This window comes from Serratia sp. Je.1.23.a (genome assembly GCF_051129805.1).
Taxonomy (GTDB): Bacteria; Pseudomonadota; Gammaproteobacteria; order Enterobacterales; family Enterobacteriaceae; genus Serratia; species Serratia liquefaciens.
This window is the reverse complement of record NZ_JBCPSR010000002.1, coordinates 690,545-709,226: the sequence shown is the minus strand read 5'-3', so window position 1 is coordinate 709,226 and position 18,682 is coordinate 690,545. Positions and strand designations below refer to the sequence as shown.

Genomic DNA, 18,682 nt, shown 5'->3' with positions numbered 1-18,682 from the left:
TTTGAGGAGGCCAGCATGGCCGGTGAATTTCATCCTCAGGTCGTCATCTACACCATGCCGACGTGCTCAGACTGCCAAACGTTGAAATCCTGGCTCGAAAATGAAGGGATCGCTTTCGAAGAACGCGATCTCTCCAACCCCGAGATCAGCGAGGAGGCCAAGGCGCGTGGCGGTGTATGTATCGCGCCAACCACTCAGGTGAACGCGAAAGTGTTCTATCGCACCTATCACCTGGATTGGTTGTGGTACTCGATGTGTCCAATCGCGCCAGCGAGTGCCAGCGATAACGCTACCTGTCGATCCATAGCCGATCCCCCGCTTTAGGGGGATTTAATGAATCCCCCAGAAGGAGTGAATAATGAACATCGGTCAAGCAGCCAAGTCCTCTGGCGTTTCGGCAAAGATGATCCGCTATTACGAACAAATTGGCCTGATCCCGAAAGCCCTTCGTTCTGATGCCGGTTACCGGCATTACAGCCCACAGGACGTACACAGTCTGCGATTTATTCGTCGTGCACGCGATCTGGGGTTTTCTGTCGAGCAGATCTCGGCCCTGCTGGTCTTGTGGAACGACCGCGATCGTGCCAGCGCCGACGTTAAAGAGATGGCGCTTTCCCATGTTGCCAGGTTGAAAGCCAAGATCGCCGAACTGCAAGAGATGGCGCAAACGCTCGAATACCTTGCCGATCACTGCCATGGCAACGATCGCCCGGACTGCCCGATCCTGGCGGATTTGGCTGAGCCTGCCACAACCACGGAGCCCAGCCTGCAAACCCCTCGTGAGGCGCCACGCTTTGGCGCTTATACACCGGTATCGTCATTGAATTCAAAGCAAAAATTTTCACTGAAAAGCATTTGACCTTGCCACGTTGTCAACCCGCATAGTGGCCAGACACCCTAAAGAACCAGGAGATTGATATGCACAGTTTCTACATTCCCAATATGACCTGCGGCGGTTGCGCGAAATCCGTAACCAAGGCACTGCACAGTGTCGATCCGCAGGCCCAGATTGAAACCGACCCGGCCGCGCGTCAGGTTCAGGTCGATAGCACTCAGGACGAAAGTGATTTTCTCGCGGTGCTGCGTGAAGCAGGCTATCCGGCGCGAGAAGACCAATAACCAACCACATTGGTCTGAAAAACTCACACTGAGCGAATCAACGTCGTCGCCAGTCTTAATCGATACAGGCCACAGAAAAGGAAATCACAGCATGAAAAACGTCAATCTGGCCCTCACTGCCCTCGCGCTGGCCACCCTGTCGTTCACGACCGTCGCCGCTACCCTGGTTGACTCAGCACCCGCCGATCGGCAAAAAGCCGGGATCATTAGCGCCTGCGCAGCAAGCAATAATCTTTCTAGTCTACAGCGGGAACTGGAAGCCAAGGCGGCCGAAGCCGGCGCCGAGGTTTATCGCATCATCGGCGCCTCCGGCAATAACCGTCTGTGTGGCACAGCTGAAATTTATAAGTAAGATTGAGTCGGTAAGACATGAGGCCCAAATGCGGCCTCATGTGGGTTTGGCACCCATTATTTTCCGTTTTCCATCCCCACCACGCAAAACACGCTGGTATTCGTTCTCACAATCCGTACCATACACGCCACATTGATGCATGTTGGGTGCGTTTATCCCCAGACAACCAGGCATGACAGCACGCCAAGGTTCTTCACGGCCCCGAGAGCGAAATGAATAATGACCCAATCAGCCTGTTGAATGCTAAACTTGCTGCCTAAAACGTCATGCCCATAGTGCCCCCAATTGAGAACGAGCACGATTTAAATGTCAGAAAAACAAACCGTTAGTCAAAAAGAGCAATACAACCTCAACAAATTGCACAAGCGTCTGCGCCGCAACGTGGGCGAAGCGATTGCCGACTTCAACATGATTGAAGAAGGCGACCGCATCATGGTCTGCCTGTCCGGCGGTAAAGACAGCTACACCATGCTGGAAATTCTGCGCAACCTGCAGCAAAGTGCACCGGTCAATTTCTCACTGATTGCCGTTAACCTCGATCAGAAACAGCCTGGCTTCCCTGAGCATATCCTGCCAGCCTATCTGGAAAGTTTGGGGGTGGAATACAAGATCGTTGAGGAGAACACCTACAGCATCGTCAAGGACAAGATCCCCGAGGGCAAAACCACCTGTTCCCTGTGTTCGCGTCTGCGCCGCGGTATCCTTTACCGCACCGCCACCGAGCTGGGTGCCACCAAGATTGCGCTCGGCCATCACCGTGATGACATTCTGCAGACCCTGTTCCTCAATATGTTCTACGGCGGCAAACTGAAAGGCATGCCACCTAAACTAATGAGCGACGACGGTAAGCACGTGGTGATCCGTCCGCTGGCCTACTGCCGTGAAAAAGATATTGAGCGTTTCTCGGTGGCGAAAGCATTCCCGATTATTCCGTGCAACCTGTGCGGTTCGCAGCCTAACCTGCAGCGTCAGGTAATTGGCGACATGCTGCGCGACTGGGATAAACGCTATCCAGGCCGCCTGGAAACCATGTTCAGCGCAATGCAAAACGTGGTGCCTTCGCACCTGAGCGACTTTAACCTGTTTGATTTCAAAGGCATTCACCACGGCAGTGAAGTCGTTGACGGTGGCGATTTGGCCTTCGATCGCGAAGACATTCCGATGCAGCCGGTGGGTTGGCAACCGGAAGAGACGGATGAACTTGCCCCGGCACGTTTAGACGTGCTCGAAATCAAGTAAGCCGTTGTTCCGCCCGCACACTGCGGGCGGCTCTTTACCCCCTTCAGTTGGCGATCCCGCTCGCATTTTCAGCAGAATTCACCAGACAGTGCGGTTTTTATCCTATACTGTGTTTTTATACAGTCACCAGGAGATTACCGATGAACATCACGCCCTGCTTGTCTCACGTTTCTCTCGGCAGCAATAATTTTGACGCCGCAGCTGATTTTTACGATCGCACCCTCGCCGCCTTAGGTTGCCACCGGGTTTTGGAACATCCAGGGGCCATAGGCTATGGCCGCGATTATCCGGAGTTTTGGTTGCAGCTGCCGATCGACGGCAAACCGGCGACCACCGGCAACGGCATTCATGTGGGTTTTTTCGCCACCAGCAAGCAGCAGGTTGATGATTTTTACCGGCAGGCGCTGCTGGCAGGGGCGACGGATGAAGGTGCCCCCGGTTCACGGCCGCACTATGGTGAAGCCTATTACGGCTGCTTTGTGCGTGACCTGGACGGGCACAAGATTGAAGCCAGTTTCTGGGATGAGAGTGCGGCCTGAGGGCAAATTGCGGACAAAAAAATGCCGGTGATTAAACCGGCATCGTATGAATCAATGTGCTATGCAGTAATTCTAAATATAAGAAAGTAAGACAATTATGGAGCGCAACGCCCATCGCTTGACGTTGCATTCACCTGCGAGATAGATCATGCCTCATTTCCCCCCGACAAAAGTTGATATCGCTCAATGTTAACCGGGGTTTTACCTCTTTTTGGCTACAACCAACGACGTCGCTTCAGCCACCAGCCCACGCCGAACACCAATCCGGCCAGCATCAGGCAAAATGCCGCAAAGCCGAATGGATTACCGCCCCCAGGGATCCCGCCCAGGTTGACGCCGAACAAACCAGTCAAAAAGGTCGTAGGCAAAAACACCATCGCCAGTAGCGACATGGTGTAAGTACGGCGGTTCATGGCATCGGCCATTACCGTGGTGATTTCGTCAGAAAGGATCGCGGTACGTGCAATGCTACCGTCCAGGTCATCCAGCCCGCGCCCCAGCCGATCGGCAATATCCTGCATGCGGCGACGATCGTCGTCATTCATCCAGGGCAAACGATCGCTGGCTAAACGCGAGAACACGTCGCGTTGCGGTGCCATATAACGACGCAGCACAATCAACTGCTTGCGGATCAGCGCCAATTGCCCCCGTTCGGGGACCTGCTGCTCCAGTAACGAATCTTCCAAATCGATGATTTTATCGTGCAGATCTTCGATAAACTCGCTGGCGTGGTCGGTCAATGCGTCCGATATCTCCACCAGCCAGTTACCACTGTTGGTTGGCCCACTGCCGCTTTGCAGATCGTTCACCACCTGGTCAATGGAATAGACCTTGCGATGGCGGGTAGAAACGATGAGTTTATCGGTCATGTAAACGCGGATAGTGACCAGCTGATCCGGCCGCGAGTTGGCGTTAAAGTTAATGCTGCGCAGCGTGATCATGGTGCCTTCGCCCACCTTGCTGACGCGCGGCCGGGAACTCTCCCCGGATAAGGCCTCTCTTACCGCATCCGGCAAAAGCGGTGTGGTAGCCAGCCACTCGGCGCTGGCTGGGTGCGCATAATCGAGATGCAGCCAGCAAGGCTCATCGCAGGTGACTTTATCATCGTAATCAATCGATGTTACACCGCCCTTACCATCGAGTTGGTAGGCATAGACTGCGTCAGGAACCTGTAACTCGCGCCCCTCAATGACTTCCATTCCTCATCCTCTTTGCTTTTCAGTTACCTCAGAGTCTAGCGTTAATGTCAGGCGGATCAAAGATGAAGCCGTGCGAATGCTACGCTCGAAATAGCCTTATAGGCTAACATGGAGGAATAATGCGCAAACCCTACAGTTGGTGCTTAATGCCCCCCACTCGAACATTGGTATTGGCCTCAGTAGCGGCAGTTATCGCAACCCCGTTTCATCTACTGTTTGCCGCAGATAGCACACTCGACACCCTTGCCGACGCATACCGGGTGAAACTGGGACCAACAGCAGGAAATTTGCCCTACTTTGTCGCACGCCCCCAGGTAATCACACCAGATAGCGCGTTAATCGTGCTGCACGGACATCCCAGAGATGCGGGGAAAACCCTGGCCGCCGCGGTAAAAGCGGCTCAACTTGCAGGCAAAACCGGCCAGGCGCTGTTGGTCGCCCCGCTGTTCCCGGTCAGTAATGCTCAGTCCACACGCTGCCATTCTCCCGGCGTTCCACAAGCGCAGGCCGGGGACGCGCTGTGGAGTTGCAGTTCCTGGATCGAAGGCGGTTTGGACAACCAGGGAAGAACCAGCTCGTTTGCCGCGCTTGATCGCCTGGTTGCCGAATTGAAAGTAAAATGGCCGCAGATACGCTGGGTCACCGTTGCAGGGTTTTCCGCCGGCGCACAGTTTGTACAGCACTATGTCGGTTTCGCCAATCCGCCGCCCGGCGTAAAACTGCGCTTTGTGATATCCGACCCCGGCAGTTGGCTCTATTTTGACAGTCACCGACCGCTGCCGGTAAACAACGAGCGCCCTGTCGATTGGCGCGATTGTGATTCAACAGGGGGCTGCACCTTCGATTGGGTTGAGGTTAACAGTGACGCCTGCCCGAGCGTCAATCGTTGGAAATACGGCATTGAGGCTATTCCGAGCTACCTCGACCAACAGACTGAATCAGTACGCCAACGCTATGCCACGGCGAATATCACCTACATGGTTGGCGCAAAGGACAGCGGCGACGCGCCAGGAAGCTTCTACAAAATACTCGACAAATCTTGTGCGGCACAGGCGCAAGGCCCCGATCGTCTACAACGCGGCATCGCCTATGCGGCTTACGATCGACGTTTTATTGCCCCGCGCGCCAAACGTGATTTAGCGATCGTTCCCGACTGTGCACATGACGTGTCCTGCGTATTTCCCTCACCCATTGGGCGTCAGGTATTATTTAACAAAAATGCAGACTAATAATAACGGAGATGAAATAAAACCCGACCGATAAATGCGGATATCGTGGAATAAAGCGCTGGCTATCGCGCCATTATTATGACTTAACATATTCACAGCAATCTTAATTCATAATGACAATAAAAAATTAACAAAAAGCTGTTCCAGCTCAAATTTGAGAGGCATATACTTCCCTCACTACGAGGAGGTAGTTATGTTACGCGACCATTTAAAATTAAACGACAGCGATACGCTGGAGAAAATCCGCAGCGTTAATTTTCAAAACCAGGGCCAGGAAGAGATCAGCGAGTTTATCGTTAAGAATGCCAGCGGTGCGCAGGTTGGCAAGGTATCGGTACACGATCACCTCAGCACCCGACGCTCATACCCAACCAGCTATCGCATTACCCAAACGGACATGAGCGGACGCATCCTGGTTGATGCCATGCGGGACAGCTTATAAAGCATAAATAACGACCTGTTTTACCCACTATTCATTGCCGAATATAAAGGGCTCTCCGGTTATTTCAACGGACAGCATCGCCCTGGCTGAAATAAGCTATTGGGGTTTGTTTTATTATTCGACAAATATTCATAACCAGGCCCCGAATTAACGGAGCCTGGTTAAATGCAGTTATTAATGCTTGATAATATACATCGTCTGGCTGTAAGCCACGTCTTCCGGATTGGTGATCGGGTAACCTTTTACCCAAGGCTTGATCAGACGGCCATTGGTGTATTGGTAAATCGGCGCGATCGGCGCCTGTTCCGCGATGATCTGTTCCAGTTTGTTGTAATCCGCCGTCAGGGCCGCGGCGCTGGTTTCACGGCTGGCCTGCGCCAACAGCTTGTCGTAATCCGCGCTCTTGAATTTGGCGATGTTGCCGCTGTGGGTGGAGCTCAACAACGACAGGAAGGTCGAAGCTTCATTGTAATCGCCCACCCAGGAAGCGCGCACCACGTCGAAATTGCCGGTGTTACGGCTGTCGATATAAGTTTTCCATTCCTGATTCTGCAACTTAACGTCGATCCCAAGGGTTTTCTTCCACATTGAGGCCACGGCTATGGCTATTTTCTGGTGGCTTTCTGAAGTGTTATACAACAGCGTCAGCTTCAAAGGGTTATTAGGGCCATAACCGGCCGCCTGCATCAGCGCCTTGGCCTGGGCATCCAGTTCGGCCTGCGGCTGCTGTTGCAACAGACTCACTTCCGGTTTAAACCCTGCGGTCACATCCGGCGTAAAGTGATAAGCCGGTTTCTCACCGGTGCCTAACACTTTTTCGGCGATAATTTTGCGATCGATCGCGTAAGACAGCGCCTTGCGCACCCGCACATCGTTGGTCGGCGCCCGTTGGGTGTTGAAAGCATAATAATAGGTGCCGAGTTGGTCCGGGGTATACACCTGATCCGGAATGTCTTTCAGCAGTTTTTGGTACATGTTTTTAGGGAAGGATTCGGTGATATCGATATCGCCGGCCAGGTAGCGTTTAGTGGCGTTAGACTCCTGGTTGATTGGCACAAAGGTCACTTTGGTCAAAACGGTATGCGCATGATCCCAATAGTGTTCGTTGGGCGTCAGCACCAGTTTCTCGTTGACCACCCGCTCCTGTAGCTTATACGCACCGTTGCCCACCAGATTGCCGACTTTTGTCCAGTCATTGCCAAATTTCTCCACCACCGCCTTGTTCGCCGGGAACAGGCTGAAGTTGGCCGTCAGGCTGACAAAATAGGGTACCGGCTTATTCAACTGTACTTTTAAGGTGTAATCATCCAGCGCCGTTACGCCCAGCTTGTCCGCTGGCAATTTACCGGTAATGATCTCATCGGCATTCTGGATACCTGCCAGTTGAGCAAACCAGGCAAAGGGAGACAGACTTTTTGGTTCGACCAGGCGTTGCCAGCTATAGACAAAGTCTTTTGCCGTGACAGGGTCACCGTTAGACCAGCGTGCGTCCTTACGCAGTGTGAAAATATAGGTTTGGTTATCCGTGGTTTGCCAACGGGTGGCAACGCCAGGGATCACTTTGCCGTTGGCATCCTGATTCACCAAACCTTCAAACAGATCGCGCGCCAATTGTGCTTCCGGCAGCCCGACCGCCTTGATGGGATCGAGCGAAGCAGGCTCATCTTTGATATGGCGAACAATTTCCTGCTTTTCCGCCAGAGTGGTACCCGGGGGAACCTGCGCCGCCATTGCGCTGCTCAATCCTGCGCCGATCGCTACCGCACACAGCGCCAAACGAAAACCCTGTTGAATTATTTTTCTCGTCATTCTGATTCATCCCCGTTAACCATCTGAATTTTTTATCTTATAGCACAAGATTAGTCTCACCTAGAGTTCCAGGCGGACAAGATGTAAAAACTGGGGGCCAGGCAATAAAAAATGCCCGTACGACGAAGTCGACACGGGCATTTTGATCTCGACGAGGATTATTCGTAAAGATGGATGCTGTTGATACGGTAGCTGAATTCTTCGCCCTCTTCTTCATCGAAGATAGTGAAGAAGCCTTTCTCCACCAGCGGCTTGGCATGGATATCGGTCTTTTGCATCTGACGTGACTCGGCATCGTCATAGCCATAGTCCAGATAGAAGCTGTTTTTTTGATAGTCGACGTGCAGGGTAAACGGATAGTTGGACTCATCGCCGCGCCCGTCGTCGTTTTTCACCACGCCGAACCATTCACCCTGGCGGATTTGGTTTTCCTCGTCCACGCCGCACAGCAGCGTGATGGTATCTTTTTCATTTTCGCTATAGCTGGCAATAATTCTGGCTACTGGCATGTTAAATCCCCTGTTTGGTTATTGGGTTAGCTTTGCCGATAGTATAACAACAGCGAATTGACCGGCGGGGTTTTATTGTTACCTGCGCTAACGCACAGTTCACATAACGCGCGATAGCTGAACAATAGCTCTGGGAAAGTGCAGCTAAAGCGTAATACACTGAATAAAATGATAATCACTCTCGACCTTTAAATCAGGGAACGCATCATGATCCAGCATCGACCGCGCAGTGAACGTGGCCAATTGGCCGTTGCAGGAGAGAATTACGGCAGTTCGCTGCTGGGCGCACCGCTGCTCTATTTCCCGGCGGCCATCAGTAGCCCGGATACCGGGCTGATCATCGCCGGTACGCACGGTGACGAAGGTGCCGCTATTGTCACGCTGTCCTGTGCGCTGCGCAGCATCGCCCCCAATCAGTTGCGTCACCATGTGGTGCTGGCCGTCAACCCGGATGGCTGCCAACTCGGGCTGCGCGCCAATGCCAACGGGGTCGACCTGAATCGCAATTTCCCGGCGGCCAACTGGCGCTCTGGCGACACGGTTTATCGCTGGAACAGCGCGGCGGAGGCTCGGGACGTTAAGCTTTCGACCGGTGGCCGTCCGGGTTCCGAGCCGGAGACCCAGGCGCTGTGCCACCTGATCCATCGGCTGAAACCTCGCTGGGTAGTCTCCTTCCACGAACCCTTGGCCTGTATTGAAGACCCTGCCAGCTCTCAGCTTGGCGTCTGGCTTTCGCACAAATTTGCCCTGCCGCTGGTCACCAGCGTCGGTTACGAGACGCCGGGATCGTTCGGCAGTTGGTGCGCCGATCTTTCGCTGCCCTGCATTACCGCAGAGTTCCCACCAATCTCTGCCGATGCCGCCAGCGAAAGCTACCTCGACGCCATGGTGGAATTACTGACCTACCCGGACTGAGTCGGTTACGGGGCGAGGTTGATCGCCCCACATTCGAAATCCAGACCCGGTTCAACGTCCTTCGCCAGCCAGGTTGGCCCGTCCAAATCGACGAATCGCGCCCCCGGAGCCAAGGGTAATGCCGCGCCGATCGCTCGAGAAGTGCAGAGCATGCAGCCCAGCATGATGGCGAACCCTTGCTCTCGCGCCAATGCCGCCAACGCCAACCCCTCCGTCAGACCGCCGGTCTTGTCCAGCTTGATATTGACCATCTGATAGCGTCCGGCCAACCGCGGTAGATCGCTACGCGTGTGGCAGCTCTCATCGGCGCAAATCGGTAACGGGTGGATAAAGTTTTCCAGCGCGCTGTCGTCCTTCGCCGGCAGCGGTTGCTCCAGCATCGCCACGTCCAGATCCGCCAACAGCTGACAACGTGACGCCAACCCCTCCGCCTGCCAGGACTCATTGGCGTCGACGATCAAGGTGGCCGTCGGCACTGCCGCACGGATCGCCACCAGTCGTTCACTGATCAGGTGGTTATCCAGCTTGATTTTCAACAGCCGGGCCCCCTGTTGCTCAAGCTCACGCGCGGCGAACGCCATCGCCTCCGGCGAGCCGATGCTGACGGTTTGCGCCATCACAATGCGTTCCGGCTCTACGACTGCGCTGCGTTGCCACAGGCTCTGGCCGTTCAGGCGACATTCCAGATCCCACAGTGCAGAATCCACCGCATTACGCGCTGCACCTGCCGGCATTAGCCGCTGCAGTTGCTCCCGTGTCACGCCCTGTTCCACAGCCGTTGCCACTTCAGCCAGCTGCGCCATCACCGAGGCTTCACTTTCGCCGTAACGCGCATATGGCGTACATTCGCCGCTGGCACGCACGCCCTGCAGTTCAATTTCGACCACCACGACTTTGGCTTCGGTACGGCTACCGCGAGCTATCACAAAGGCAGTATGCAGCGGCCAGGCTTCTGGGTAAAAACGCATGCTTCTCATAACGGCTCCTGAGGCGAAAATTGCGCATAAACAAGGGCGACCAGAAGGATAAATTCTGGACACAACCTAATATATACAACTATTTAGCAAACTTTATATATCCAACCCGCAATTGTTGACATAAACTGATGCCAGGGTGTGAACCTAATGTTAAGCGCGGCGTAAAGTCCCTTTTCATTAGGCTCATGCCCTTTGTATAAACACCTGTAAAAGGAATCAAGCTAATGACTCAGACAGTACATTTTCAAGGCAACCCGGTTAGCGTTGCAGGCCATCTGCCACAGTCCGGCGAACAAGCCAAAGCCTTCTCTCTGGTTGCCAAAGACCTGTCAGATGTGGCGCTGAGCAGCTTCGCGGGTCAACGCAAAGTTCTGAACATTTTCCCAAGCATCGATACCGGCGTTTGTGCGACTTCAGTGCGTAAATTCAACCAGTTGGCCAGCGGCCTGGATAACACCGTAGTGTTGTGCATTTCATCCGACCTACCGTTTGCACAGTCACGTTTCTGTGGCGCGGAAGGCCTGAGCAACGTGGTGACCCTGTCCACTCTGCGCGGTGCAGAATTCAAACAAGCCTACGGCGTTGAAATCGCCGAGGGCCCACTGGCCGGTCTGACTGCACGTGCGGTCGTGGTGCTGGATGGCCAGGATAACGTGTTGTACAGCGAGCTGGTGAATGAAATCACCAACGAACCAGACTATGACGCGGCGCTGGCTGCATTGAAGTAATGTCATAAGGCCCGCGAATGCCGGGCTCTGATAGCCAAGTATTAAAATGGGCGCCTAAGGCGCCCATTCTTTTTACTCTTCGCTTTCCCCAGCCGGCTTGCGGCTGCTAAGACCATACTCGCGCAGCTTGTTGGCGATCGCGGTATGTGAAACCCCCAGGCGTTTCGCCAGCTTTCGCGTGCTTGGGTAAGTGCGGTACAGCCGCGTCAACACCGAGCGTTCAAAACGCTTGCTGATGTCGTCAAGCGAGCCGTCCAACACTTCATCGCCCAGTGACATTTCAACTTCAAATTCCGGCAGAACGATATCTTGTGGACGAAGTTCGAAACCTTCCGTTTGCGTCAGCGCGCGATATATGGCGTTCTTCAACTGCCGCACGTTGCCCGGCCAGCCGTATTTGCTGAGGAAGCTGCCCAGATCGTTGGACAATTTCGGCCGCGCAACGCCCTGCTCATCGGCAAAGCGCGCCACGAACAGTTCGGTCAGCGGCATGATGTCCTGCGGACGTTCGCGCAGCGGCGGAAGGGTAATGGTCAGTACGTTAAGGCGATAATACAAGTCCTCACGGAACTCACCGCGTTGCACCAGTTCGGTCAGGTTTTTCTGCGTCGCGCAGATCACGCGTACATCGACATGCACTTCGTGTTCTTCGCCAACCCGGCGGAAAGTGCCGTCGTTAATAAAGCGCAGCAGTTTGGTCTGCATGCGCGGCGACATTTCACCGATTTCATCGAGCAATACCGAACCGCCGTGTGCCTGCTCAAAGAAGCCCTTCTTGCCTTCCAGCGCATTGGGGTAAGCGCCCGGCGCATGGCCGAACAGCTCGCTTTCCGCTACGTCGTCCGGCAAAGCGGCACAGTTTAGCGCCAGGAACGGCTGCTTGCCGCGCGGACTGCGCAGGTGACAGGCCCGGGCCAGGATATCTTTACCGGTACCGGTATCCCCGACAATCAACAGTGGCGCATCCAACATCGCCAGCTTGCGCGCCTGATCCAGCACCTGGCGCATTTTCGGGCTGGCGGCGACGATGTGATCAAATTCGGTATCGTCGTTCACCGACAAGTTCTGTAGCTGACGGCCCATGCGCGCCGTGGACTTCAGCATCACAACCGCGCCGACGGTATCTTTCTGCTGGTTTTCGTCTTCCAGATAGATGGGGGTGATATCCATCAGGAAATCCTGACTGCGGATCACCACCCGCTCAGATTGCGGAGTCGCCTGTTCGCTCTCCAGCCAGCGGCTGAAGTTATAACCGCCAATCAACGCAGTGGCGGTCTGGTTGCGGATTTTGTCTTCGCTGAAACCGAACAGCGCCTGAGCCGCCGGGTTAGCCAGCTCGACCTTGCCCTTCATATCTATCGAGAAGACCGGTTCCGGCATCGACTCCAGCAGCGCCCGCAGGGCGCGGTGCTCACGCTCGGACGGCATGAAATTCACTGTGCGTACGTCGGTCACGCCGGCGATGCGGCGGATCTCTGCCATCAAGGCACGGAAGGTGTCAAAATCCAGCTGGGAAAAATTGAGGTAAATGCGGCCGATGGGATCGATTTCGATGCCACGTAAATCTATGCTGCGCAATACCAAAAGATCGAGTAACTCTCGAGTCAGACCGATTCGGTCTTCGCAAAAAACTTCCAAACGCATCAGTATTGGCCTTATCTCTGCAGGTGCGGGGATGACTGGCAATGATGATACTCTCTCACCCCGAACGGTAGAAGCAATCTGTCAGCAAAAGTTGACAGAACTCTGATTTATCGCTGTTGTTGATGTTTTTAAACGCAAGTGAATAACACCATCGGCGTCATTTTAGCTGATCGGCAGAGAGTTATCACAACCGCCAATAAATTTGCAGATAAATATAATGTATTTGCAGGGGGATCGTCTTTCGTCAAGTGAAGGTTACGTATTGGCTTTGCACGGCGTGACAGAGGCAGAAAGGAAGCACGGCGTCCAAATGGACGCCGTGAGGAGATTATTTGGCTTTGCTGTCGCCTTTCTTCATGGTTTCTTTCAGTTGGCCGACCAATTGGCTGCGGAAATCACCCAGTTTGGGTTTCTCACCTTCCAGCCAAGGCAGTGGACGGCACAGCTCCATCGCCTTGATGCCTAGCCGCGCGGTCAGCAAACCGGCACCGATCCCCTGTGCTGCACGGGCAGACAAACGAGCCGCCAGATCTTGCGACATCCAGTCCATCCCCACTTCGCGCACCAGTTCGGACGCACCGGCAAAGGCAATGTTCAACAACACCAGGCGGAATAGCCGCAGACGACTAAAGTAGCCCAGTTCGATGCCATACAGCGCCGCGATGCGGTTGATAAGACGAATATTGCGCCAGGCGATAAACGCCATATCCACCAGCGCCAACGGACTGACGGCAATCATTAACGTAGATTCCGCGGCCGAACGGCTGATTTCACGCCGGGCCTGGTTGTCCAGCACCGGCTGCACCAGTTTGGCGTACAGCGCCACCACTTCACGGTCGTTTTGGGTTTCATGCAGCGAGGCCTGCCAGCGCTGCAACGCCGGATGCCCTTGATCCAGACCGGCCTGGCGTGCCAACTTCTCGCAGAACTCCCGCCCTTTGCCCAAACCGTGGCTGTGCAGTAGTTCTCGAGCCACATCTCGCTCTTCAGCACGCTGGCGCAGACGGTATAACCGGCGCCATTCGGTCACCACCGACCCCACACCGGCAAAGACGATCAAGCCACCCGCTACGCCACCGCCCATGGCAATCCAATCCTGCTGGCCCCAGGCGGTATGTACCCACTGTACGCCCTGCGCCACCACGCTGACGCCAAACAGCGCCAGCCCGGCAGTGACCATTTTGCGCCACAGGCTGCGTTTGGGTTTCAGGGCCGCATTGATGATGCCTTCGGCGCGCCCCTCTTCGTCTTCCTGCTGCAGCTCCGGCGCCGCCGGGAAAAAGCTTTCCGCCTGCTGTTCGTCGAAAGCGACGTTAGCACGCAGCACGGGCTCCTGCGGCGGTTGCAGCGGTTGTTCAAAATCGATACGCGGTTTTATTGGCTCGCTCATCGCAATTTATCTCCCAGTAGAAACTCCATCACCGCGTCCAGGCGAATATGTGGCAACGGGCTGTCCACGCTCATCGCGCGTGGACGAAACTCATCGAAATGGAAGCCCTGGTTTTGCCAAAACGCCGGCCCAGGCAGGCGCGCCGGCACTTCGCCGGGGAAAACCGTCAGCGGCGCTCCGTCGTTCAGACGATTGCCTTTTAACGCCGGGATGCGCTGCCCCTGATGATCAACGATACCGCTCTCGGTAGCCTGTACTGAGGCCAGCCCAACGCAGTCCATGCTGATGCCTTCAAATGCGGCGTTCTGCCACGCTTCCTGCACCAACTGCTGCAGCAGCGACACCAGATTGGCGTGCTGATCGGCGGTAATATGGTCGGCTTTGGTGGCGGCGAACATCAGCTTGTCGATGGTCGGCGAAAACAACCGGCGAAACAGCGTGCGCTTGCCATAGTGGAAACTCTGCATCAACTGGGTCAGCGCCAGACGCATGTCGTTAAACGCCTGCGGGCCGCTATTGAGCGGCTGCAAGCAGTCCACCAACACGATTTGGCGGTCGAAACGGACAAAATGCTCTTTATAAAAGTTTTTGACGATCGACTGGCAGTAATAATTAAAACGCGCACGCAGCATGCCGATGTTGCTGTGTTTATCCGCCTGCGCCAGCTTCGATTCCCCCTGAGCGTCCACATTCGGCCACGGGAAAAACTGCAACGCCGGCGCACCGGCCAGATCCCCCGGCAGGACAAAGCGCCCCGGCTGAATAAAGTGCAGCCCTTCACTTTTGCAACGCAGGAGATAATCGGTGTAAGCCTGTGCGATAGCCGCCAGTTTGTTTTCATCCGCCGGAGCCAGTGGATCGCAGCTTTTGCACAGCGCCAGCCAAGGCTTGGCCCACTCGGCGCGCTCGCCCTGCAGCAGGCCGGCCATTTGCCGCGACCAGGCCAGATAGTCCTGTTCCAGCATCGGCAGGTCCAGCAACCACTCGCCGGGATAATCGACGATTTCCAGGTACAGGGTCGACGTGTCTTTGAAATGACGCAGCAGTGAATCGTTGGAGCGGTAACGCAGCGCCAGGCGAATTTCGCTGACGCCACGCGTCGGGGTCGGCCAGCTCGGCGGTGTGCCATACAGCTGCGCCAACCCTTCATCATAGGTAAAACGTTGAATGCCGAGATCGCGCTGCGGAATGCGCTTCACGCCCAGCAGGCGCTCTTCACGCACCGGCGAGAACAGCGGCATGCGCGCACCGCTGTGAACGTGCAGCAATTGGTTGACGAAAGCGGTGATAAAGGCGGTTTTGCCGCTACGGCTCAGACCGGTCACCGCCAGGCGCAGATGGCGATCCATTCCGCGGTTGACCAGCGACGTTAACTCATTTTGCAGTCGTTTCATTGTTCTCCTTGGCATAGGCCCTAAATAATTGGAGTTGCATCGCGGCGGCCAGTTTGTAAGTCCTGGAAGCATAGCGCACTATGTGACCAGGGCGGGCAAGCGCAGCCAACAAAGAGGCAGCTTCAAGTATGACGGGTATAACGCCCAAACACCTTGTTCAGGCCTTTGCGGAACAAAGGTTCCAGCACCAGCGCCAATACAAAGCGAATCGGTTTGCGACCCACGGTCCGCAGCAGCCAGCCGGCCGCCCCTGCCGGGCCGTAATTCAGTAACGCTATGATGATGACTTTAGACACTGTCTTCAACATTGCACCTGCTCCTCGTTTAAATCCACCGGTTTTAGCGGCGCTTGCGGCATAGGTTTTGTTCATTATCAATGCCCTCCGGCACAGTTCGGGTCAATAAAGGATGATGACGGGTGCAATGCCTGACCTGCGCACGGCGCAGGCCATAGCATGCGGGGCGGGTTACAGCTTGCGGAAACGGCTCTGTACGCCGAAAGTGTCCGACGTGACGTAACGCTCAACCTGTCGCAGCTGTTGTTCGCCGCTGCCCAGTTGATATTCAAGTTGGTCGAGCAACTGACGCGGCGTTTTTTGCTGTTCGCCGTCAAAACGGCTGGCCGGCGCTTCATCCAACACGAACACCAGCGCGAAATAAGCAATCAGGGTGAAGAAAAACAGCCCGAAGAACATCGATAACACCACGATCACCCGGATCAGGCGTACCGGCACGTCGAAATAATGGGCCAGACCGGCGCAGACGCCCTTCACCATCCCTTCTTCAGGTACGCGATAAAGCTTTTTACTGCCCAGAGTGTTGTTCATCAAGACTGTCTCCAGTTCGGGTGTTCTGCATCGAGGATCTCTTCCAGCGCCTGAATGCGTTCACGCATACGCTTGGCATCTTCTGCCAGCTGTGCCAGACGCTGCATTTCCTGATGGCTCAGTTGAATGCCGTTTTGTTGCCGATTGCTGTAATGCAGCCAAAGCCAAATCGGTGCGACAAACAACACAAAGATTGTCAACGGAATGGCAAGTAATAGAGCACTCATTTCTTTTCCTTCTTAATGCGTCTTTGGTGGGCTGCCACCCTACCGTGGCCGCCCAGGTTATTGACAAAAGGGGATAAAAGCGTGGTTTTTCCCCCTTTGTGTTATCAGCCGAAAATCAATAAATTGATTTTCCTGATTTATTTTCAAAACCTTTATTGCCTTACTCGGAACGATTCATTTTTGCTTTCAGCGCCGCTAACTGCTCGCTGATGGCGTCGTCGGCTTTCAGCTCGGCAAACTCTTGATCCAGAGACTTCTTTTTACCGATGCTGACGCTTTCCGCTTCGGCTTCCATATGGTCAATGCGACGTTCGAACTGCTCGAAACGCGCCATTGCCTCATCGAGTTTGCCGCTGTCGAGCTGACGACGCACTTCGCGGGAAGACGACGCCGCCTGATGACGCAATGTCAGTGCTTGTTGGCGTGCGCGTGTTTCGGTCAGCTTGTTTTCCAGCTCGCCGATTTCGCTTTTCATGCGGGCCAGGGTTTCTTCTACGGTCGAGACTTCATGAGTCAGCGTAGAGATCAGGTCGGCCACTTTTTGTTTTTCGATCAGCGCCGCACGGGCCAGATCTTCTTTATCTTTACGCAGCGCCAGTTCGGCTTTGTCCTGCCAGTCGCTCAGTTGGTTTTCACCCTGCTCGATACGCCGTAACAGCTGCTTTTTCTCCGCCAGCGCACGCGCTGAGGTAGAACGGACTTCGACCAGCGTGTCTTCCATCTCTTGGATCATCAACCGCACCAGTTTTTGCGGATCTTCTGCCTTATCCAGCAACGTATTGATGTTGGCGTTCACGATGTCGGCAAAACGAGAAAAAATACCCATAATTCACTTCCTCTTGGTTCTGATGGCGTCTGAAGCGCCGCGTTAAATCATGCAGATTGCCCAAAGACTTAATCAAAACCCGTGCCAATTTTTATTTCATTGAATGATAACGACTATTTATTTTTGACTCTCTGAAAACATCCTGTAGAGTGATTATTTTCACCAAACATTGGCGAATTTCATCATGAGCGAACAGTTAGAAAACCTGCTGGGCGAAGCAAACGCCTTTGTCGAAGTATTGGAGCAAGTCTCGCAACTGGCAAAGTTGAACAAGCCGGTGTTGGTTATTGGTGAGCGCGGAACCGGTAAGGAGTTGATTGCCCACCGTTTACATTACCTCTCCAACCGTTGGCAAGGGCCATTTATCTCGCTTAACTGCGCGGCCCTGAATGAGAACCTGCTTGATTCGGAACTGTTCGGCCACGAGGCCGGAGCTTTTACCGGTGCGCAGAAGCGCCACCTGGGTCGCTTTGAACGTGCCGACGGCGGCACTTTGTTTCTCGATGAACTGGCGACCGCGCCGATGCTGGTACAGGAAAAATTGCTGCGGGTGATTGAATACGGCCATCTGGAACGCGTCGGCGGTAGCCAACCGCTGCAGGTCGATGTCCGGCTGGTGTGTGCCACTAACGACGACTTGCCCGCGCTGGCGGCGGCAGGAAAATTCCGCGCCGACCTGCTGGACCGCCTGGCGTTCGACGTGGTGCAGTTGCCGCCGCTGCGCCGGCGCCAGCAAGACATCATGTTGCTGGCCGAACACTTTGCGATCCAGATGTGTCGTGAGCTGTCGTTGCCGCTGTTTCCTGGCTTTACCGAGCGCGCCAGAGATACCCTGCTCGGCTATCACTGGCCAGGTAACGTACGCGAATTGAAAAACGTGGTGGAGCGTTCGGTCTACCGCCACGGCACCAGCGCGTAAGCGCTGGATAACATCGTCATCAACCCGTTCTCCCAGAGGGAAAGTGTGCCATTGCCTGTAGAGGCCGAAGCGCATGATGGCCTGCCGGTACTGCCGCTGGATTTAAAAGCCTGGCAATTGGCGCAGGAGAAGTCTCTGATCGAAGCGGCACTGCAACAGGGAAGGTTTAACCAACGTAAAGCGGCGGAGTTGCTGGGGCTGACCTACCACCAGCTACGCGGCATGCTGAAAAAACATGCGTTACTGCAAAATGGCGAGGCGGACGACGAATAGCGGGCAAAAAAAAGCCAGCACCCGAGCTGGCTTAAAAAACACTGGAAGCAATGTGAGCAATGTCGTGCCTTTCACAGCAGAACCACAGGGAGTGGCCTTCCGTGAACTGCCAAACGATGATAATA

The 18,682-nt window shown here is 54.7% G+C and carries 21 protein-coding genes and 1 pseudogene; 11 read left to right on the top strand and 11 right to left on the bottom strand.

The features are described 5' to 3' along the window. Positions 1-15 precede the first annotated feature (15 nt). From AAZT04_RS11160 to AAZT04_RS11135, 6 genes are all read left to right on the top strand, one after another. Positions 16-324, top strand: a complete 309-nt coding sequence (locus AAZT04_RS11160) for a glutaredoxin family protein (protein WP_434680043.1) — start codon at positions 16-18, stop codon at positions 322-324. Positions 325-358: 34 nt separating this feature from the next. Continuing rightward, positions 359-859, top strand: a complete 501-nt coding sequence (cueR, locus tag AAZT04_RS11155; protein ID WP_260628593.1) for a Cu(I)-responsive transcriptional regulator — start codon at positions 359-361, stop codon at positions 857-859. Between the two features lie 59 nt (positions 860-918). Then, a complete protein-coding gene (locus AAZT04_RS11150) occupies positions 919-1,119 on the top strand; it encodes a heavy-metal-associated domain-containing protein (RefSeq protein WP_115058725.1) in 201 nt (66 codons plus the stop codon). A gap of 91 nt (positions 1,120-1,210) precedes the next feature. Further along, a complete protein-coding gene (gene bhsA, locus AAZT04_RS11145; protein ID WP_048758717.1) occupies positions 1,211-1,471 on the top strand; it encodes a multiple stress resistance protein BhsA in 261 nt (86 codons plus the stop codon). Positions 1,472-1,777: 306 nt separating this feature from the next. Next, entirely contained in the window at positions 1,778-2,710 is a 933-nt protein-coding gene (gene ttcA / locus AAZT04_RS11140) for a tRNA 2-thiocytidine(32) synthetase TtcA (protein WP_434680040.1), read from the top strand. A gap of 140 nt (positions 2,711-2,850) precedes the next feature. Next, the gene (locus AAZT04_RS11135) at positions 2,851-3,249 is read left to right on the top strand and encodes a VOC family protein (protein ID WP_048758715.1); all 399 of its coding nucleotides are present in this window, start codon (positions 2,851-2,853) and stop codon (positions 3,247-3,249) included. Positions 3,250-3,464: 215 nt separating this feature from the next. On the opposite strand, the gene zntB is transcribed toward AAZT04_RS11135, so the two are convergent. After that, a complete protein-coding gene (zntB, locus tag AAZT04_RS11130) occupies positions 3,465-4,448 on the bottom strand; it encodes a zinc transporter ZntB (RefSeq protein WP_020827086.1) in 984 nt (327 codons plus the stop codon). Positions 4,449-4,594: 146 nt separating this feature from the next. Between zntB and AAZT04_RS11125 the strand changes: the two genes are divergently transcribed. Both AAZT04_RS11125 and AAZT04_RS11120 read left to right on the top strand, forming a co-directional pair. After that, positions 4,595-5,677, top strand: a complete 1,083-nt coding sequence (locus AAZT04_RS11125; RefSeq protein ID WP_373417536.1) for a hypothetical protein — start codon at positions 4,595-4,597, stop codon at positions 5,675-5,677. A 193-nt stretch (positions 5,678-5,870) separates the two neighbouring features. Beyond that, the gene (locus tag AAZT04_RS11120; RefSeq protein ID WP_020827088.1) at positions 5,871-6,119 is read left to right on the top strand and encodes a hypothetical protein; all 249 of its coding nucleotides are present in this window, start codon (positions 5,871-5,873) and stop codon (positions 6,117-6,119) included. A gap of 174 nt (positions 6,120-6,293) precedes the next feature. Here the strand turns inward: AAZT04_RS11120 and AAZT04_RS11115 are convergent, their stop codons facing one another. Together AAZT04_RS11115 and AAZT04_RS11110 are read right to left on the bottom strand one after the other, a co-directional pair. After that, entirely contained in the window at positions 6,294-7,928 is a 1,635-nt protein-coding gene (locus AAZT04_RS11115; RefSeq protein WP_041414588.1) for a peptide ABC transporter substrate-binding protein, read from the bottom strand. Between the two features lie 158 nt (positions 7,929-8,086). Then, positions 8,087-8,437, bottom strand: coding sequence for a hypothetical protein (locus AAZT04_RS11110; protein WP_020827090.1), 351 nt, complete (start codon positions 8,435-8,437; stop codon positions 8,087-8,089). A 207-nt stretch (positions 8,438-8,644) separates the two neighbouring features. Between AAZT04_RS11110 and mpaA the strand changes: the two genes are divergently transcribed. Continuing rightward, a complete protein-coding gene (mpaA, locus tag AAZT04_RS11105) occupies positions 8,645-9,352 on the top strand; it encodes a murein tripeptide amidase MpaA (RefSeq protein ID WP_020827091.1) in 708 nt (235 codons plus the stop codon). A 5-nt stretch (positions 9,353-9,357) separates the two neighbouring features. Here the strand turns inward: mpaA and ycjG are convergent, their stop codons facing one another. Beyond that, complete coding sequence (gene ycjG / locus AAZT04_RS11100) at positions 9,358-10,329, bottom strand: L-Ala-D/L-Glu epimerase (protein WP_434680035.1); 972 nt, start codon at positions 10,327-10,329, stop codon at positions 9,358-9,360. 224 nt (positions 10,330-10,553) lie between these two features. On the opposite strand from ycjG, the gene tpx reads away from it, so the two are divergent. After that, positions 10,554-11,057: a thiol peroxidase gene (gene tpx / locus AAZT04_RS11095; protein WP_020827093.1), complete on the top strand. Its 504-nt coding sequence runs from the start codon at positions 10,554-10,556 to the stop codon at positions 11,055-11,057. A gap of 72 nt (positions 11,058-11,129) precedes the next feature. Here the strand turns inward: tpx and tyrR are convergent, their stop codons facing one another. The 7 genes from tyrR to pspA form a co-directional block, all read right to left on the bottom strand. Then, positions 11,130-12,701, bottom strand: coding sequence for a transcriptional regulator TyrR (gene tyrR / locus AAZT04_RS11090; RefSeq protein ID WP_020827094.1), 1,572 nt, complete (start codon positions 12,699-12,701; stop codon positions 11,130-11,132). 328 nt (positions 12,702-13,029) lie between these two features. After that, positions 13,030-14,091, bottom strand: a complete 1,062-nt coding sequence (locus AAZT04_RS11085) for a TIGR01620 family protein (protein ID WP_434680033.1) — start codon at positions 14,089-14,091, stop codon at positions 13,030-13,032. Continuing rightward, the gene (locus tag AAZT04_RS11080) at positions 14,088-15,485 is read right to left on the bottom strand and encodes a YcjX family protein (protein ID WP_434680031.1); all 1,398 of its coding nucleotides are present in this window, start codon (positions 15,483-15,485) and stop codon (positions 14,088-14,090) included. The genes AAZT04_RS11085 and AAZT04_RS11080 overlap by 4 nt, the downstream gene beginning before the upstream one ends. Positions 15,486-15,607: 122 nt before the next feature. Then, positions 15,608-15,856: a phage shock protein PspD gene (pspD, locus tag AAZT04_RS11075; RefSeq protein ID WP_048758703.1), complete on the bottom strand. Its 249-nt coding sequence runs from the start codon at positions 15,854-15,856 to the stop codon at positions 15,608-15,610. A 96-nt stretch (positions 15,857-15,952) separates the two neighbouring features. Further along, positions 15,953-16,312 (bottom strand): envelope stress response membrane protein PspC, encoded by a 360-nt coding sequence (pspC, locus tag AAZT04_RS11070; protein ID WP_020827098.1) that lies wholly within the window; start codon positions 16,310-16,312, stop codon positions 15,953-15,955. Further along, positions 16,312-16,539: an envelope stress response membrane protein PspB gene (pspB, locus tag AAZT04_RS11065; RefSeq protein WP_012145351.1), complete on the bottom strand. Its 228-nt coding sequence runs from the start codon at positions 16,537-16,539 to the stop codon at positions 16,312-16,314. The genes pspC and pspB overlap by 1 nt, the downstream gene beginning before the upstream one ends. Before the next feature lie 160 nt (positions 16,540-16,699). Then, the gene (pspA, locus tag AAZT04_RS11060; protein WP_020827099.1) at positions 16,700-17,365 is read right to left on the bottom strand and encodes a phage shock protein PspA; all 666 of its coding nucleotides are present in this window, start codon (positions 17,363-17,365) and stop codon (positions 16,700-16,702) included. Between the two features lie 184 nt (positions 17,366-17,549). Between pspA and pspF the strand changes: the two are divergent. After that, positions 17,550-18,557: pseudogene (gene pspF, locus AAZT04_RS11055) on the top strand (phage shock protein operon transcriptional activator). Positions 18,558-18,682 lie beyond the last annotated feature (125 nt).

Bases quoted from the DNA above. Each gene is read 5' to 3' on its own strand.
- AAZT04_RS11085 (WP_434680033.1), bottom strand. From the start codon at position 14,091: ATGAGCGAGCCAATAAAACCGCGTATCGATTTTGAACAACCGCTGCAA.
- AAZT04_RS11080 (WP_434680031.1), bottom strand. From the start codon at position 15,485: ATGAAACGACTGCAAAATGAGTTAACGTCGCTGGTCAACCGCGGAATG.
- AAZT04_RS11160 (WP_434680043.1), top strand. From the start codon at position 16: ATGGCCGGTGAATTTCATCCTCAGGTCGTCATCTACACCATGCCGACG.
- AAZT04_RS11120 (WP_020827088.1), top strand. From the start codon at position 5,871: ATGTTACGCGACCATTTAAAATTAAACGACAGCGATACGCTGGAGAAA.
- pspC (WP_020827098.1), bottom strand. From the start codon at position 16,312: ATGAACAACACTCTGGGCAGTAAAAAGCTTTATCGCGTACCTGAAGAA.
- tpx (WP_020827093.1), top strand. From the start codon at position 10,554: ATGACTCAGACAGTACATTTTCAAGGCAACCCGGTTAGCGTTGCAGGC.
- AAZT04_RS11115 (WP_041414588.1), bottom strand. From the start codon at position 7,928: ATGACGAGAAAAATAATTCAACAGGGTTTTCGTTTGGCGCTGTGTGCG.
- cueR (WP_260628593.1), top strand. From the start codon at position 359: ATGAACATCGGTCAAGCAGCCAAGTCCTCTGGCGTTTCGGCAAAGATG.
- ycjG (WP_434680035.1), bottom strand. From the start codon at position 10,329: ATGAGAAGCATGCGTTTTTACCCAGAAGCCTGGCCGCTGCATACTGCC.
- AAZT04_RS11135 (WP_048758715.1), top strand. From the start codon at position 2,851: ATGAACATCACGCCCTGCTTGTCTCACGTTTCTCTCGGCAGCAATAAT.
- AAZT04_RS11150 (WP_115058725.1), top strand. From the start codon at position 919: ATGCACAGTTTCTACATTCCCAATATGACCTGCGGCGGTTGCGCGAAA.
- bhsA (WP_048758717.1), top strand. From the start codon at position 1,211: ATGAAAAACGTCAATCTGGCCCTCACTGCCCTCGCGCTGGCCACCCTG.
- pspD (WP_048758703.1), bottom strand. From the start codon at position 15,856: ATGAACAAAACCTATGCCGCAAGCGCCGCTAAAACCGGTGGATTTAAA.
- ttcA (WP_434680040.1), top strand. From the start codon at position 1,778: ATGTCAGAAAAACAAACCGTTAGTCAAAAAGAGCAATACAACCTCAAC.
- pspA (WP_020827099.1), bottom strand. From the start codon at position 17,365: ATGGGTATTTTTTCTCGTTTTGCCGACATCGTGAACGCCAACATCAAT.
- zntB (WP_020827086.1), bottom strand. From the start codon at position 4,448: ATGGAAGTCATTGAGGGGCGCGAGTTACAGGTTCCTGACGCAGTCTAT.
- AAZT04_RS11110 (WP_020827090.1), bottom strand. From the start codon at position 8,437: ATGCCAGTAGCCAGAATTATTGCCAGCTATAGCGAAAATGAAAAAGAT.
- mpaA (WP_020827091.1), top strand. From the start codon at position 8,645: ATGATCCAGCATCGACCGCGCAGTGAACGTGGCCAATTGGCCGTTGCA.
- pspB (WP_012145351.1), bottom strand. From the start codon at position 16,539: ATGAGTGCTCTATTACTTGCCATTCCGTTGACAATCTTTGTGTTGTTT.
- tyrR (WP_020827094.1), bottom strand. From the start codon at position 12,701: ATGCGTTTGGAAGTTTTTTGCGAAGACCGAATCGGTCTGACTCGAGAG.
- AAZT04_RS11125 (WP_373417536.1), top strand. From the start codon at position 4,595: ATGCCCCCCACTCGAACATTGGTATTGGCCTCAGTAGCGGCAGTTATC.